This is a genomic window from Methanoculleus thermophilus (assembly GCF_001571405.1).
In the GTDB taxonomy this organism is placed as follows: Archaea; Halobacteriota; Methanomicrobia; order Methanomicrobiales; family Methanoculleaceae; genus Methanoculleus; species Methanoculleus thermophilus.
Window position 1 is genome coordinate 82,347 of record NZ_BCNX01000010.1, and the last position, 14,758, is coordinate 97,104.

The 14,758-nt window shown below is 61.7% G+C and carries 14 protein-coding genes; 4 read left to right on the forward strand and 10 right to left on the reverse strand.

What is annotated here, in order from left to right:
• Positions 1-31: 31 nt before the first annotated feature.
• On the reverse strand, positions 32-2,563 hold the full coding sequence (locus tag MCUTH_RS09920; protein ID WP_066958542.1) for a DUF3656 domain-containing U32 family peptidase: 2,532 nt from the start codon (positions 2,561-2,563) through the stop codon (positions 32-34).
• 92 nt (positions 2,564-2,655) lie between these two features.
• Between MCUTH_RS09920 and MCUTH_RS09925 the strand changes: the two genes are divergently transcribed.
• A complete protein-coding gene (locus MCUTH_RS09925; protein ID WP_066958601.1) occupies positions 2,656-3,480 on the forward strand; it encodes a pyrroline-5-carboxylate reductase family protein in 825 nt (274 codons plus the stop codon).
• 28 nt (positions 3,481-3,508) lie between these two features.
• On the forward strand, positions 3,509-4,138 hold the full coding sequence (locus MCUTH_RS09930; protein ID WP_066958544.1) for a type I 3-dehydroquinate dehydratase: 630 nt from the start codon (positions 3,509-3,511) through the stop codon (positions 4,136-4,138).
• 87 nt (positions 4,139-4,225) lie between these two features.
• On the opposite strand, the gene MCUTH_RS09935 is transcribed toward MCUTH_RS09930, so the two are convergent.
• The 9 genes from MCUTH_RS09935 to MCUTH_RS09975 all read right to left on the reverse strand — a co-directional run bounded on the left by MCUTH_RS09935 (position 4,226) and on the right by MCUTH_RS09975 (position 12,837).
• On the reverse strand, positions 4,226-5,227 hold the full coding sequence (locus MCUTH_RS09935) for a chorismate synthase (protein ID WP_066958545.1): 1,002 nt from the start codon (positions 5,225-5,227) through the stop codon (positions 4,226-4,228).
• Positions 5,224-6,588, reverse strand: a complete 1,365-nt coding sequence (aroE, locus tag MCUTH_RS09940; RefSeq protein ID WP_066958547.1) for a shikimate dehydrogenase — start codon at positions 6,586-6,588, stop codon at positions 5,224-5,226. Before aroE ends, MCUTH_RS09935 begins: the two co-directional genes overlap by 4 nt.
• Positions 6,585-7,853, reverse strand: coding sequence for a 3-phosphoshikimate 1-carboxyvinyltransferase (gene aroA, locus MCUTH_RS09945; RefSeq protein ID WP_066958549.1), 1,269 nt, complete (start codon positions 7,851-7,853; stop codon positions 6,585-6,587). Before aroA ends, aroE begins: the two co-directional genes overlap by 4 nt.
• Positions 7,850-8,644 carry a prephenate dehydratase gene (locus MCUTH_RS09950; RefSeq protein ID WP_066958551.1) on the reverse strand — a complete coding sequence of 265 codons (795 nt, stop codon included), beginning with the start codon at positions 8,642-8,644 and terminating at the stop codon, positions 7,850-7,852. The genes aroA and MCUTH_RS09950 overlap by 4 nt, the downstream gene beginning before the upstream one ends.
• Complete coding sequence (locus MCUTH_RS09955) at positions 8,641-9,465, reverse strand: prephenate dehydrogenase/arogenate dehydrogenase family protein (protein ID WP_066958553.1); 825 nt, start codon at positions 9,463-9,465, stop codon at positions 8,641-8,643. Before MCUTH_RS09955 ends, MCUTH_RS09950 begins: the two co-directional genes overlap by 4 nt.
• A 5-nt stretch (positions 9,466-9,470) precedes the next feature.
• Positions 9,471-10,457 carry a 3-dehydroquinate synthase II gene (locus MCUTH_RS09960; protein WP_066958555.1) on the reverse strand — a complete coding sequence of 329 codons (987 nt, stop codon included), beginning with the start codon at positions 10,455-10,457 and terminating at the stop codon, positions 9,471-9,473.
• A complete protein-coding gene (locus MCUTH_RS09965) occupies positions 10,454-11,239 on the reverse strand; it encodes a 2-amino-3,7-dideoxy-D-threo-hept-6-ulosonate synthase (RefSeq protein WP_066958603.1) in 786 nt (261 codons plus the stop codon). The genes MCUTH_RS09960 and MCUTH_RS09965 overlap by 4 nt, the downstream gene beginning before the upstream one ends.
• Before the next feature lie 5 nt (positions 11,240-11,244).
• Positions 11,245-12,036, reverse strand: a complete 792-nt coding sequence (locus MCUTH_RS09970; protein ID WP_066958557.1) for a 2-amino-3,7-dideoxy-D-threo-hept-6-ulosonate synthase — start codon at positions 12,034-12,036, stop codon at positions 11,245-11,247.
• Between the two features lie 309 nt (positions 12,037-12,345).
• A complete protein-coding gene (locus tag MCUTH_RS09975; RefSeq protein WP_066958560.1) occupies positions 12,346-12,837 on the reverse strand; it encodes a multiprotein bridging factor aMBF1 in 492 nt (163 codons plus the stop codon).
• Between the two features lie 57 nt (positions 12,838-12,894).
• Here MCUTH_RS09975 and MCUTH_RS09980 point away from each other — a divergent pair, with 57 nt between their 5' ends.
• Together MCUTH_RS09980 and MCUTH_RS09985 are read left to right on the forward strand one after the other, a co-directional pair.
• Entirely contained in the window at positions 12,895-14,133 is a 1,239-nt protein-coding gene (locus MCUTH_RS09980) for a proteasome-activating nucleotidase (RefSeq protein WP_066958561.1), read from the forward strand.
• A gap of 231 nt (positions 14,134-14,364) precedes the next feature.
• A complete protein-coding gene (locus MCUTH_RS09985) occupies positions 14,365-14,724 on the forward strand; it encodes a hypothetical protein (protein WP_066958563.1) in 360 nt (119 codons plus the stop codon).
• Positions 14,725-14,758: the final 34 nt, after the last annotated feature.

The window sequence follows — 14,758 nt, forward strand, 5'->3', positions numbered from 1 at the left end:
TGATATTAACCCTGATGCCGGGTGTGTATCCTCACTCTTCAATTCCTCTGACGAAATGACCACCCGTGATGCCTCCGAGGGCCCGCCGCTTCACCTTGTCCTTGAGCGCGGAGAGCGCGCCATGGTCACCCCGGCTCACCGCATCGATCCCTTCACGGTAGAGCCGGGCCACCTCCTCGGCGTAGCGCGGACCACGGCCCCGTGCATCGATGGCAACGGCAGCTATGCCCATCCCGGCGATCCGGGGCAGGTGGTCGATGAGGCAGGTCTCGACCGCGTTTGCGATGTAGGTCCGCCCTTCGCTATCGGACCGGATCGGGAAGATGCGGTTTCGCTGGTCCTCGATGCCCATGAAACGGTTGCCGGGCTGCTCCCCGGCGACCGCCACCACCAGATGGTCCTCGGTTACCATAGCCTCGAGGTTGCCCTGGACAATCACCTCAAGTTCTGGAGCATCCCCGATTCGTCCCGCAAGCCGGGCCAGATCGGCGGCCGAGAGCTCAGGGGACGCCGTACACCGCTGAAAGTACGATGTGAGTCTCTGGGCGGTGAGGTGGTTCCAGATGTTTAACCCGGCGGCACCATAGAGCCGCATGCGGGGCTCGGCCCGCTGCACCGCATCGAGAGCGCCCATCCCGCTCACCATGACGCCATGGATGCCTGCCTCATAGAGCGACGGGAGGAGGCTGGACGCTGCATCAAGGAACCTGCGCCGGGTGATTGCCGGCCATTTCCAGACAAGGTCCGCACCCCCATCCCGGCAGATGGCGGCAGCCTCGTTGAGGTGGGGAAGGTCGGAGGGTTCAAGGTAGACGGTCGTCGCCCCGCCCCGGACGGCGGCGGCTGCACCCTCGAGGGTGTCGGTGTAGACCGAGACGGACGGGATCCGGTGTGCAGGATAGGGATCTCGAGGTCTCTCCAACCGAGCAACAGCCGCTTCTATCCGTTCCCGTGCGGCGCTCACCGCCTCCGGGCCGGGCCGATGTGCGGCAAGGACGGCCTCCTCGACACGAACTAAGAATGAGCGTCGGACCCGGTTCAACTCCCCAAGCGGCGCAAAGAGTCCACCCGGGTAGTCGACCTCCATCCTCCGGACCACAAACGGGGTTCCCCCGGTCTTTGAAAGTTGCTCGGCGATCGTCTCCCGGGTGAGCGGCCGGCTCCGTGCCGGCTCCATCCGGAGGTCCGACCGGTAACGCACCCGGAACGGTTCACTGCCGTGCACAAAGACCATTGCCTCCAGACAGAGCGTCCCGTCATCAAAGGATACCGTAAGATCCAACGGTAACTGCCGTAGAGGCCTCTCCATGATCCGCTTCGCCCGCTCCTCAAGATCCGCACTCTTCGTTATGAAGACACGGGTGCCCTGCCCGACGGGTTTGGGAACGTTGAGGCGCACAGTGCCGTCTCGAACGGCGGGGGTGCCGCGAAGAACCGTTCCCATGTCGCGGTCGGGGTCGTTCGTGCAGAACGCCAACCCGTCGCCGGAACGAGGCATGAGATCGCCGGCGAGGCGCACGGCCGCTTCCCGCCGCCGGGGGTCGTAGCCGGTGACCGTGCCGAGCAGAATGCCCCGGTTCCCGGGACGGTCGCGGGCCATAATCTCGGATGCGCCGAGGATGTAGCCCTCTGTGAACTCCCGGTTGAACGCGAGAGCAAGGTCCCGGATATCGTCCGGCGAGGGCGACCAAGCCACACCGCTCGCTATCGCGTCGAGGGCACGCCGGTAGATGCTCACCACCGTTGCGACATACTCCGCCGAGCGCATCCTCCCCTCGATCTTGAGCGACGCCACCGGTGCACGCACGATCCGGTCGAGGTAAGGGTAGATCGCCAGATCGCGCGTCGAGAGGAGGTAGTGATCCTTTGCGGGTACTCTCCGGAGATCTTTTGGCCGCCCGAGATCGTCCATCTCGGAGGTCACAAGCCGGTAGGGCTTCCGGCACGGCTGGGCGCACATCCCCCGGTTTCCGCTCCGACCCCCGATGACCGAGGAGAGGAGGCACTGGCCCGAGTAGCAGTAGCAGAGCGCCCCGTGGGCAAAGACCTCGAGACCGACCCCCCGTGCATCCGCAACTCTCGCGATCTCCTCGATCTCCGCGAGGGTGAGTTCTCTCGCGAGCACCACGCGGGAGAACCCTTCCCTTGCTGCCCGGGCGACGCCTTCGCGGTTGTGGACTGTCATCTGGGTGGATGCATGGAGGGGGAGGTCCGGGACGACCTCCCGGGCAAGCGACGCCACCCCGATATCCTGTACCAGGACAGCGTCTGCACCGATCTCGTAGAGCCAGAGGAGATAGCGGGCCACATCGGGGAGTTCGGCATCCCTCACGAGGATGTTTACCGTGACGTAGACCCTGACTCCATGGAGGTGTGCATAATCGATAGCGGAACGGAGTTCCTCGTCGGAGAAGTTCGCCGCGTAATGCCGGGCCCCAAAGCGCTTTCCGGCAAGGTAGACAGCATCGGCGCCGGCGGCGACTGCTGCAGTCAGGGCCTCCGGCGACCCTGCCGGTGCAAGCAGTTCCGGCAACCAGGATCTTTGAGGGTGTTTCTGCGGCATCTCTTGAGTACCGTTCGCTCCGTGGGTCTATATAATCCACCCCGCAGGTATCCTTTTGGGGCGGGAGAGCGATGTGGAGAGAGGGTCAGGATATGGATCGCGTAGGACTAATCGGCTATGGGCACATGGGGAGCATGCTGGTGAACGGATTTCTCACATCCGGGATCCTTTCGACCGATGAGCTCGTGGTTGCGACAAAGAGCCTGGAGAGCCGAAACGCATGCGCCGCCGCATGGCCGGGAGTCGGTATCGCCAGAACGAACGCGGAACTCGCACGGCAGTGCCGCACAATCATCATCGCAGTCAGGCCGCAGGAGATGGCGACCGTCCTTAATGAGATTCTCCCGGTGATGGATGGGGACGAGCATATCGTCTCACTCGCCGCAGGCATCTCCCTCAAAGATCTTGAGAGCGTCTTTCCCGGATCGCTCACCAGGGCGATACCCACGATCACCTCCACGGTTGGGCAAGGGACGACGCTGGTCTGCCACGGGCGGCAGGTGGATATAAACAGCGCTCTCAGGGTTGAGGGGCTCTTCTCATCGCTTGGGAACGTAGTGCTCGTCAGTGAGGAGGAACTCCCGGCAGCCATGCTTCTTTCGAGCTGTGGGCCGGGACTGCTTGCCGTTATCATCGACGAACTTGCCGGGGCGACGGCCCGTGCAAGCGGACTCCCGAAGGACCGGGCGATCGGACTCACCATGGAGATGGTTGCCGCCACGGCTGCTTACCTTCGGGAGACCGGCAGGAGACCCGGAGAGATGATCGAGGAGGTCGCGACCGGCGGCGGCGTCACTGAGGCCGGGGTACGCAAGCTCCGCGAACGGCTACCCGGGGTCTTTGATGAGACCATCATCTCCATGCTGGAGCGCTGCAATACAGTGGGGGCGTGGTCGGGGAGGCGGACAGACTTTTAAATGATAAGGGGTTATACCTCGGATTAACATGAAGATCGTCGTCTCTGTGGAGGATGCCGGTGTTATCGACGAAGTAGTGGAGTACAGCCCTACATTCATCGAGATCAGGCTCGACCGGATGGGAGGTGACCTGCTGGAGCAGGTCCAGTCTATCCGCGAGAAGACCGACATTCCTTTAATAGCCACACTCAGGAGCAGAGAGGAAGGGGGGAGGTTCGTCGGCGATGCCGACCTCTGGGTCAGGATCGTCGGGCCGATCGCACGATACGTCGACTTCGTGGATGTAGAAGCCCGTTACCGCGACCATGCGCCGCTTATCAAGAGCCAGGGTGTCCAAATTCTCGCATCTCTTCACACGAGCGAGATGCCCTCTCTCCCGGAGCTCGGGAAGATCGAGGAGATGCTTCGGTCCTACGGCGATATACCGAAGATTGTCGTGAAACCCCGAACCCTTGACGACCTCTTTGACCTCATCACGTTCACGCATCGTGCCCAGAAACCTATCTGCACAAGCATCATGGGCTCTGAGTTCCGCTATGCCCGTGCAATCCTCCCTCTCTTTGGGTCGGAGTTCACGTTCTGCCACGCCGGGACCCCGACGGCCGAAGGGCAGTACCACATACGGGAGATGCAGCAGATTGCGGATCTGCTGAAGTGATGGAGGAGAGGGGTCTTGGCACTCGTTTGGACAGGAGAGATGCTTGAAGTGGTTCGTCGTGATGGGTTGTAAAGGGGATACTCCCCCTCACCTCACTTCCCATCCCCGGTACTTCGCCTGCTCAAGCATCGCATCGATAATAACGAGCGCCATCATGCATTCCGCGACCGGCACGATCCTCGGGGCGATACAGGGGTCGTGCCTTCCTCCGACCGAGATCTCCCGCTCCCTCCCGGTGGTATCGACGGTCCGCTGAATCTTACGTATCGATGGCGTCGGTTTGACGGCAAGCCGCACGACAATATCCTCCCCCGTGCTGATCCCGCCGAGGATACCGCCCGCGTGGTTGCTTAAAAATCCATCCGCATCGATCGGATCGTTCATCTCGCTCCCGAGGAGCCGGGCGGCGCCGAATCCCTCTCCGATCTCGACACCCTTCACGGCGCCGATTCCCATCATCGCCCCGGCGATGGCGGCGTCGAGTTTGCCAAAGACCGGGTCGCCGAGACCCGCCGGGCACCCCGAGGCAATCACCTCGACGATCCCCCCGACGGAGTCGCCTGCTTTTAGTGCCGCGCGGATCTCCGCTTCCATTGCTTCCGGTTCCGTCGCCCCATGAATCTCGATAACCCTTCCGCGTATCGAGATGCCGTAGGGTGCAAGGCAGCGGAGAGCCACCGCTCCGGCGGCGACCCGGGCAAGGGTCTCGCGGCCCGAACTCCGACCGCCGCCGCGGTGGTCGCGGAGCCCGTACTTCGCCTGCCAGGTGTAATCCGCGTGCCCCGGGCGGAAGAGATCCCGGAGCGTGTCATAGTCCTCCGATCGGACGTCCTGGTTCCTGACGAGAAGCGCGATCGGGGCGCCGGTCGTCCTTCCCTCAAAGACCCCTGAGAGGATCTCCACCCGATCGGGCTCCATCCTCGCGGACTCGAGCGGGCTCTTGCCCGGCCGTCTTCGGTCGAGGTAAGGTTGGATATCCGCCTCCGCGAGGGGGACTCCGGGCGGGCAGCCGTCGATGACCACGCCCACGGCCAATCCGTGGCTCTCACCGAACGTCGTGCACCTGAAGTTTCTCCCGAACGTATTCATGCAAGCATCTCCCGAACCACCTCCGGCGCGACCGCGATCCCGGTGATCAACCGGAACTGCTCCACCGCCTGGTGGACAAACATCTCCGTGCCGGGTATCGTCTCGCACCCGGCCTCTCTTGCCGCCCGGATGAGGGCTGTCTCCGGCGGCGTGTAGACGAGGTCAAAGATGGTCATCCCGGCCCTAAGATCGCAAGCGGCAAGCAGGCTCCGGGTGTCGGGCTCCATCCCGACAGGGGTTGCGTGTACAACCACATCGGCATCGCTCCCCTTGAACTCATCGAGGCCGCCCCACCGGCATCCAAACCGGCCTGCAAGCCTCTGTGCCGCGGCCGCCCTTCGGGCAAGCACCGTGACGTCCATATCGAGCGTTTTGAGCGCATAGACCGCCGCAGCCGCCGCACCCCCGGCCCCAAGCACCACAGCCCGGCCGCCACGCCGGTGTACAAGCGGGGCCCGGACGCCGAGCCAGTCGGTGTTATGGCCGTAGAGCCTCCCGCCGCACCGGACAACCGTGTTCACCGCCCCGATCGCCGCTGCGTGCTCGCTGACCTCGTCGAGATAGCGCATCACGTCAGACTTGAACGGGATCGTGACCGAGAGGCCTTTTAAGGGGAGGAGGTGTGCAAGGCGGACGATCGTTCCCACATCCGGCCACTCGAAGCGGGTATAGTGGTAGTTCATCCCGAAGCGCTCAAAGAGCCGATTGTAGAGGAGCGGACTTTTGCTGTGGGCACAGGGGTTCCCGCCGATGCCGCACACAGAAAGTCCCGGGTCCCGGTCGAGCATCTCACCGAGAGTGGAGAGGCCGAACCGCTCAAGGAGAGCGGCGCGCTCACGTGCGTCATCGGGGGAGATACCGGTCTCCCCTCTGATCTCCCTGCAGATGATATCCGCGACCTCCGCAGGGGTGCGTCTCCCGGTATCGATGCAGGTATCTGCCGCACCAAGGTAGGCATCCTTCCGCCGGGCAAGGAGCGTCCGTATCTCCTCTGCGGGAGAGAGATCGGTCAGCCCCGGGCGGTCGCTTCCGGCGATCCGCTCATGGCAGATCTCAGGAGCCGCGGTGAGGAGGAAGACCCTGCCGTGCCACCGGAGGTCTGCGACGTTTGCCGGGTCGCAGACCGCCCCCCCTCCGGTAGCGATCACGCCCTCTGCGGTCCGGAGCGACGCGATGACCTCCCGCTCGAGAGCCCGGAAATGCGCCTCGCCGGCCCGGCGAAAGATCTCCGGGATCGGCATCCCCGCCCGCTGTTCGATCAGCGCATCGGTGTCGTAGAACGGCAGCCCGAGACGATTTGCGAGGATCCGACCGACAGTGGTCTTCCCGGTCCCCCGAAAGCCGATAAGCACGACCTTCACAGCAGTCCCTCCCCGTAAAGTGCCTCCCAGAACCCGGGGAAGGACTTCTCGACGCACTCGGGGTCACGGATCGCCATCCCGCCGACCGCAAGACCGAGCACGGCAAACGCCATCGCCGTCCGGTGATCGTCATGCGGATCGACGAAAACACCGTGGAGGGGGCCGGGGGTTATCGTGAGGGAGTCCCCGGTGACCTCGACCCCGGCTCCCATCCGCCGGAGGGTATCCGCCGTAACAGCGACGCGGTCGCTTTCTTTGTACTGCAGGTGCCCAATCCCCGTGATCGTCGTCGGCGAACCGGCTACTGCCGCCACCGCAGCGAGCGTCTGGACGGTATCGGGGGAGGAGGACATATCGATCTCGATACCCCCCAGATCGTCCGTCCGCTCCACCGTCACCGCGTCTCTCCCAAAAGTCACCCGACACCCCATCGCCTCGAGCGCGTCGAGGAACCGGCGGTCCCCCTGGACGGAGGCGGGATTCAGGCCAGTGACGGTGACCTTTCCGCCGCAGACGGCCGCGATCGCAAAGAGGTACGATGCCGAGGAGTAATCGCCCTCGATCCGGTAGTCCCTCCCCCGGTAGGTTGCACCGCTCTCTACCCGGAACCTGTCGTATTCCCGCCGCTCGAGCCGGGCGCCGAACCCAAGCATCACGTCTGCGGTCACATCAAGGTAGGACCGGGAGGCCGGGGTTGCAGGGAGAGCAAGTTCCACGTCCTCCTCCGCGTAGGGAGCCGCCATCAGGATGGACGAGATGAACTGGCTGCTGATGCTCCCGTCGATCTGCGTCTTCCCACCGCGAAGCCTGCCTGTGATGCGGATGGGCGGGAACCCCGGTTCACCAAGAAATGCAATCTCACCCCCGAGGCTCCCGAGTGCTCCTGCAAGAGGACCGATCGGGCGCTTGAGCATTCTCGCACTCCCCGTCAGCACCACCGGATGCGGCGAGAGGAGCGCCGCCGAGGTGAGGAGCCGCAACGTCGTCCCGGAGTTCCCGCAGTCGATCGTCACCTCTCCGGTCGCCGGGAACGTGCCGTCACATCCGGCAACGATGATCTCGCCGGGCAGCCACTCGAGCGCCACCCCGAGGCTCTCAAGCCCCCAGGCGGTCAATTCCGTATCGCCCGCCCGAAGCGGGTTTACTATCCGCGTTCTTCCCGAGGCGAGCGCTCCTGCAATCAGCGCCCGGTGGGTGTAGCTCTTCGATGGGGGCGCTTCGAACGTCGCATCGACCGGTTCTGTCCGTGATACCCTGACGATCATAATCCCGGCACCTCCATGCGGGCGTAGCACCCAAGTTCCCTGACACTCGCCATGCCTTTTAACTCCTCTTTTGCCTCCTGCAAGCCTTCGGAGATCGCAAGGTCGATGAAGAATATGTAACTCCCGATCCCTCTCCGGGACGGCCGCGACTCGATCCGGGTCAGGTTGATCCCGCGCCGGGCGAAGACGCCGAGCAGATCGGCGAGGAGCCCGACCCGGTCGGTCTCCGGGTCCACAAGGAGACTGCACTTTGTGGCTCCCGCGCTGTCGAGAGGGGCGGCGGATATCTCCACGAAACGGGTAATGTTCGATCTATTGTTCTGGAGATCCCGGAGGATTATCGGGAGGTTGTAGATCGCTGCAGCCATCTCCGAGACGACCGCACCGGCACGCTCGTCTCTCTGCATGGCAACGGCGCTTGCAGCGTTGCTGCTCGTGTGGACGACCTCGATCCCGAGTTTATCGAGAAGAATGGAGCACTGCTCGTGCGTCTGCGGGTGAGCGTAGATGACCGAGAGGCGCGAGGGGTCGGTTCTTGCCGCAAGGTGATGCCTGATCGGAATATATGCTTCTCCGGTTATCGAAACGTCGAACTCCATCAGCCCCTGGAGCGTCTCTCCCACGCCCCCGGCCTCCGAGTTCTCGATCGGAACGAGCCCTTTCGCCGCGCCGGTCGCCACGTGTTTGATGATGGAGCGGATGGTCGGCAGAAGCTCGATCTCATCGGTATAGAGGCGGGCAGCAAGCTCGTGGCTGAACGTCCCGGCCGGCCCAAGTGTTGCGAGGGTCATCGGCTCACCACGTGATTGATGAGGTCGTCCGTCTCCTCCGTCGCGGCGCTGAGGTAGGAGGCGTAATGCCCGGCGTTCGCGGTAAAGAACGTCTGGAACCGTTCGGCATCTCTGGACTCGACGATCTCGCGGAGTCTCCGGACAGCCTCTTCGAACTCGCCAAGCACCTTCGGGACCTCCGGGTTCATCTGCAGGATGTCACCGTAGAGCCCGGCGTCCTGGGCAAGGATCCGCCCGACAAGCCCCATCTCTATCCGGTAGATAGGGCTCGTGTAGGTAAGGGTCTCTGCGACATCGGTGCCGATCCGGCGGATCGCCTCGGCTTTTGCGAGCGTTCCAAAGTGGGTCAACCCCTGGATCACCGCCATCATCCGGTCGTGCTCCTCCGGTGTCGAGATGGTGATCGCCGCTCCCTGGTCGCGAAAGATAGAGAGGAGCCTTTCAAGAGTCTCTGGGCTGCAACGGGCCGGTGTAACGACGATCGTCTGCCCCCGAAGCGATGCGGCGCCCGGTCCGAACATCGGGTGGAGCCCGATCACCTCCGCACGCGAGGCAAGCATCGCCCGGACCGGTTCGACCTTGAGGGAGGTGAGGTCGCAGAAGACCTGCTCTTCCGAGAGGAGCGGAGCAACCTCGCGGATCACCCCGACGGTGGCGCGAATCGGGACCGAGACCATCACAAGGTCTGCGGTCTCTGCGAGATCGCGGTTGGTCCGGGGGGTCTTTCTCCCGGAGACGATCACCTCCCATCCGGCGGCCTCAAAGACCCCGGCGAAGAACCGTCCCATCTGGCCCGTGCCGCCGATGATGCCTGCAAGCATTTGGGTCATTTCTCCCGTATCGTCTCATTGACGGCGACCCCGAAGTGCCGCCCGCCTTTTGCGACGCTCCCGAGCACCCGATCGCCCACTTCGAGGGCGGCGACCGATACGGCCGAACCGTCGGGTCTGACGAGCCAGATCGTCTCGGCGTTCTGGAGGACCAGGCTTGCCGTACTCTCGCCGGCCCTCGCCTCGACAAGGAGGAGCGGACGGCGCTCGATCTTTATCCTGCCGACGACCGCGTCATGGGTTGCGCCGGTGTGCTCGGCGATGAGCACCTTATCGCCGACCGCAAGATCGGCAAGATACGCGGTCTTCCCGTCCGGGAGGAGGGCGTAGGCATGCACCGCTCCGGCATTCACGCGGAACGGGCGCGGCGCCACGTAGGGATTCTCCAGGGTCTCGGGGTGGACCAGCAGGAACGCCGAGGAGGTGTTGCCGACGAGCATTCCCTCCCCGTCGGCGAGGAGGGAGCAGGTGTCGACGCAGACCCGGTCCCCCATCCCGACGGGGACGATCCGGGTCACCTCGAACGGAACGAGAGGGATCTCTTCGCCGGCGCCGGCGATCACGCCCGCCGTCCTCCTGATCTCTGCCGGGTCGTCGGTTGCAAGAAGAACGCCTGCCGTCCCGCGCTCGAGGACGGTCAGGGCGACCTTCGCCTCGTCGGCGCTTCCGACCGCGGCGATGATCCGGTCGGACTGCGCGACGAGGTTCTCAAGCGGGATAACCGTCCAGTCCCGTGTCCGGACGACGACGTATCCCTGCCTTGAGAGTCTGAGCGCCTCCTCTTCGGCCGCTTTATCGACGATCTCGACCTCAAAGACGTCCTTTCCCGGTATCAGGTCGCCCTTCTCTGCGACCGTCGTCACCCGCCCGAGTTCCCGCACGCATTGCGCGTCCTCGACGACCAGGGTATCGGCACCGCTCTCGATCGCGGTCGTTGCGAGATCTTTCCTCCACGGCCTGATATCGACCCAGAACTGCTTCATCGATTCGTCTCCAGTGCTTCGGTCGGATCCGCCCCCTCGTGCACGACCCGGGAGATCGCAGCGATGAACCGGGCAGGATCGTCACGCTGGAAGGCGTTCCTCCCCATGCAGACACCCGCAGCACCCGCATCGATGGCTTCACGAATGGTTCTGAGCGTCTCCATATCCTCACCTTTCTCGCCGCCGGCGATCAGAACCGGCACCGAGCAGGCGGCTGTGATCCGGCGGAACGACTCCGGATCCCCGGTGTAACTCGTCTTGATGAGATCGGCCCCGAGTTCTTCCGCCACCCGGACACAGTGCCCGATCGACTGCGGCGAGGTGGGATCGATACCTTTGCCGCGGGGGTAGATCATGACCAGGAGCGGCATCCCCCAGCGGTTGCAGTCCCGCACCACCTGGCCCGCCGATTCGAGCATCCTCGATTCATTCGGCGCGCCGAGGTTGATGTGGATCGAGACCGCATCGGCGCCGAGCGCGATTGCCTCCTCCACGGTGCAGACGAGCACCTTGTCGTTCGGGTCCGGGTTCATTGAGGTACTCGCGGAGAGGTGCACAATAAGCCCGATATCCTTTCCGCGCTTCCGGTGACCTCCTTTCACCATACCCATGTGGAGGACGATGGCGTTTGCCCCGCCCTCGCTCACCGCGTTGATGGTCTTGGTCATGTTGCAGAGCCCTTCAATCTGGCCCATCGTGAACCCATGATCCATCGGGATGATCACGGCACGGCCGGTATTTCTGTCCATTATCCGCTCCAGGCGGATCTCTTTTCCTATCATACCCATCACGTCCGAAGAATCTCAAATGCCTCTTCTGCCGACCGCCCTTCATGAATGATCAGCGCCGCGGCACGAATAAGGCGATCGGGTGCGGGATGCTGGAAAGCATTCCTCCCGATCGATATGCCTGCAGCGCCTCCCTCCATCGCGCCCTCCACCAGGTCGAGGATCGCCCGCTCATCGGTCTTTGAGCCGCCCGCGACCACGACCGGTACCGGGCATCCTTCCGTCACCTCGCGGAACGAGTCCGGATCCCCGGTGTAGACGGTCTTGACGATATCGGCGCCGAGTTCCGCCGCCACCCGTGCAGAGAGTTTGACGCTCTCAAGGTCGTGTTCGTCCGCGATCTTCCGGCCCCGCGGGTACATCATCGCAAGAAGCGGCATCCCCCACTCCATACATTCGACCGCGACTCTGCCGAGATCTTCAAGCATCCTTGCCTCAGAGTCGGCGCCGACGTTGATATGCACAGAGACGCCGTCAGCACCCATCTTTAAGGCGTTCGTGACGGTGTTCACAAGCACTTTGTTGTTCGGATCGGGGCCGATGCTGGTGCTTGCCGAAAGATGCATGATCAGCCCCACATCCCGTCCATGCCTTCGGTGCCCGTGCAGCGCAAGCCCCACATGGCCGATCACTGCATTTGCTCCGCCCTCGGCGACGAGATCGATGGTCTTTCCGACGTCGACCAGCCCAGGAATGGGACCGAGCGTCACGCCGTGGTCGAGCGGCACGATGATGGTCTTGCCGGTATTCCGATCCATAATACGTTCCAGACGAATTTCCTTTCCTCTCATACCGTAGTCCTCCCGGATTTGATACGATGGTCTTTCCGGGAATGATTAAAACTGGATATACCAGTTAAAATAGCGATAAAACGCTGCCGCTCCGTTGTTTAAGGTAGCAGCGGTCAAAAGCGGGTCTGTCAGTCCTGCGCAAGTAGTGGCCACTCCGTTAACCGAGGTAAAAACGGTCACCGGCGAAAAAACATCCACCACGCATTAGATATATCGTTACGCATTCATGTATAAAAAAATGACGGATTACAACACGAGAAATGAGGTCGGGCAAGAGAAGGGGCCTCAGGAAAAAGTATTATGATTGGCTTATTTCCGGTTCTTTTTAAACGATATTACATCGCCGACGGTCATAGTCACCTGGCCTGCCCTGCCTGCGGAGGTGCTGTCTTCGGTTGAATCGATCAGCCTGATATTGAGGGCTTTCTCAAGTTTCCGTCGGACTTCGTCTTCAGGGATAAGGTCTCCCTTCTCGATCTTCTTGATCAGGATCTCACGTTCCTTGATCGCCTGTGCAAGGTCGAGCGTCGACCATTCCTTCGCTTCCCGGGCGATCCGGATCCGGTCGGCATAATCTTCGACGAGATCCCCCTCCATCAGATCAAAGACATCCCGTGGTCTTTTCCGGGTCTGTGGGACAGCAAGACCGGGTTTCTTCTGTGGGGCGGCACTCGTTCGTCGCGGTTGCTGGACTTCTGTACCATATTTTGAGCATCGAACGCAGACGCAGAGTTCTGCACCTTCGATCTGGATGATCTTCGGCGGTCCCTGAATAGAAACGCCGCATAGTTCACACTGCATATATCTCGCAAACAACTTTATATTCATTTTACCCTATATAATTAATCGAGGAGACCTATGGGAGATATCGCTCGGCAAGCACCAGATAAGGATACCGGTGAAGACATCTACCAGTATCTCCTAGAGCGGATTACGACCCTCGAAAACCGAAACCTGGAGCTACGCGAACAATTTCGCCAGATGGAGTCCGAGAAACGATACGTTGAAACCCAGAAGATCCGCTACGAGCGAGAACTCCGAAAACTCAAGAGTGAGATTGAACAACTCAGAAGCCCTCCTCTCGTGATCGGGACGGTTACGGACGTGATCGACAACAGCCGGGTGATTGTGCGAAGCAGTGCAGGACCACGGTTTTTAGTCCGGACATCGCAACTTATCGACCCTGATCTCCTCAAGCCTGGGGTCCGGTGCACACTCAATCAACAGTCCCTGGCAATCGTGGATGTGCTGCCCACAAGTTACGACGCGCAGATCTACGGTATGGAACTGGTTGAGTCCCCGAAAGAGACCTACGAGAACATCGGTGGTCTTGGACCGCAGATCGAAGAGATCAGGGAAGCGGTCGAACTCCCCCTGACAAAGCCGCACCTCTTTGAGAAGGTCGGCATCGCCCCACCGAAGGGCGTGCTCCTCTACGGCCCGCCCGGAACGGGGAAGACGCTCCTCGCCCGGGCGGTTGCGCACCAGACGAACGCGCACTTCCTCCGTGTGGTCGGCTCTGAACTTGTCCAGAAGTACATCGGCGAGGGGGCTCGCCTGGTCAGAGAACTCTTTGACCTTGCGAAGCAGAAGGCACCGTCGATCATCTTCATCGACGAGATCGATGCGATCGGCGCGCACCGAAACGACTCGACGACATCCGGTGACCGCGAGGTGCAGCGGACGCTGATGCAGCTCCTCGCCGAGATGGACGGCTTCGACAACCGTGGAGACGTCAAGATCATCGCTGCAACGAACCGGATCGATATCCTCGACCGCGCTCTCCTCCGGCCCGGCCGGTTCGACCGGATGATTGAGATCCCCCTGCCCGACCTCGAAGGACGGCTCGCCATCTTAAAGATCCACACCATGAACATGAGTCTTGGTGAGGACGTTAACCTGGCAGAGGTGGCCAGGCTCACAGAAGGCAAGAACGGTGCAGAACTTCGGGCGATATGCATGGAGGCGGGAATGTTTGCGATCCGGATGGAGCACGAGACGGTCAGCCACGAAGACTTCATAAAGGCAATCGAAAAACTCTCGACGGACTTCGACCGCCACCACTTCCACACCTCCTTCGGCGAGATGTTCGCCTGAGGGTGTCATCTTTTTTTCATCATGTCTTTGTACTTATCACGATCCCACCTTTCGGGGCAGATATGGAGTAAAAGCTGCGGCCATCACACAACCGTGATGACGGCAGCTCCGCTCGCCATTGAGACGGTATCGTAACCGTCGTCGCGGTAGACCGTTGCACAGCGACCGCGGGAGATTTATACTCCCAGTGGCGAGATCAGGTATCGTGAGTGTTCCGCTGATGTTAACCCCATGAAAATTTCAAAAAAACATATCATATATATCCTCGCACTGATTCTCGCCATTTCAGCGGCGGTCTTACTGATACCGTTATATTATAACGCATATTTCAACCGCTGGGACGATTGCGGCATAACCCCGGCATCTACATCCGATCTTCAGAACGAGGAGAGGGCAAGAATAGCGGCGAAGTTATGGGAGCAGAACATCTCTGTCGGAGAATACCTGGAACAGGTCTTTCCCGAAATCTTTGACAGTTTGCCGGAGGAATCGAAGGAGCAATATTACATCAAACCAATGAACTGGCCGGATCTTAGAGAGGGCGACAACCGGGGTTGGTATCCCTCTCTGCCGCAACCTCTCATCCTGTGATATGAGGCGGATTGCAGTTACGCCGGGGCTTTCA

Bases quoted from the DNA above. Each gene is read 5' to 3' on its own strand.
- MCUTH_RS09935 (WP_066958545.1), bottom strand. From the start codon at position 5,227: ATGAATACGTTCGGGAGAAACTTCAGGTGCACGACGTTCGGTGAGAGC.
- MCUTH_RS09925 (WP_066958601.1), top strand. From the start codon at position 2,656: ATGGATCGCGTAGGACTAATCGGCTATGGGCACATGGGGAGCATGCTG.
- MCUTH_RS09980 (WP_066958561.1), top strand. From the start codon at position 12,895: ATGGGAGATATCGCTCGGCAAGCACCAGATAAGGATACCGGTGAAGAC.
- MCUTH_RS09975 (WP_066958560.1), bottom strand. From the start codon at position 12,837: ATGCAGTGTGAACTATGCGGCGTTTCTATTCAGGGACCGCCGAAGATC.
- MCUTH_RS09960 (WP_066958555.1), bottom strand. From the start codon at position 10,457: ATGAAGCAGTTCTGGGTCGATATCAGGCCGTGGAGGAAAGATCTCGCA.
- MCUTH_RS09920 (WP_066958542.1), bottom strand. From the start codon at position 2,563: ATGCCGCAGAAACACCCTCAAAGATCCTGGTTGCCGGAACTGCTTGCA.
- MCUTH_RS09955 (WP_066958553.1), bottom strand. From the start codon at position 9,465: ATGCTTGCAGGCATCATCGGCGGCACGGGCCAGATGGGACGGTTCTTC.
- MCUTH_RS09965 (WP_066958603.1), bottom strand. From the start codon at position 11,239: ATGATAGGAAAAGAGATCCGCCTGGAGCGGATAATGGACAGAAATACC.
- MCUTH_RS09970 (WP_066958557.1), bottom strand. From the start codon at position 12,036: ATGAGAGGAAAGGAAATTCGTCTGGAACGTATTATGGATCGGAATACC.
- MCUTH_RS09930 (WP_066958544.1), top strand. From the start codon at position 3,509: ATGAAGATCGTCGTCTCTGTGGAGGATGCCGGTGTTATCGACGAAGTA.
- aroA (WP_066958549.1), bottom strand. From the start codon at position 7,853: ATGATCGTCAGGGTATCACGGACAGAACCGGTCGATGCGACGTTCGAA.
- MCUTH_RS09950 (WP_066958551.1), bottom strand. From the start codon at position 8,644: ATGACCCTCGCAACACTTGGGCCGGCCGGGACGTTCAGCCACGAGCTT.
- MCUTH_RS09985 (WP_066958563.1), top strand. From the start codon at position 14,365: ATGAAAATTTCAAAAAAACATATCATATATATCCTCGCACTGATTCTC.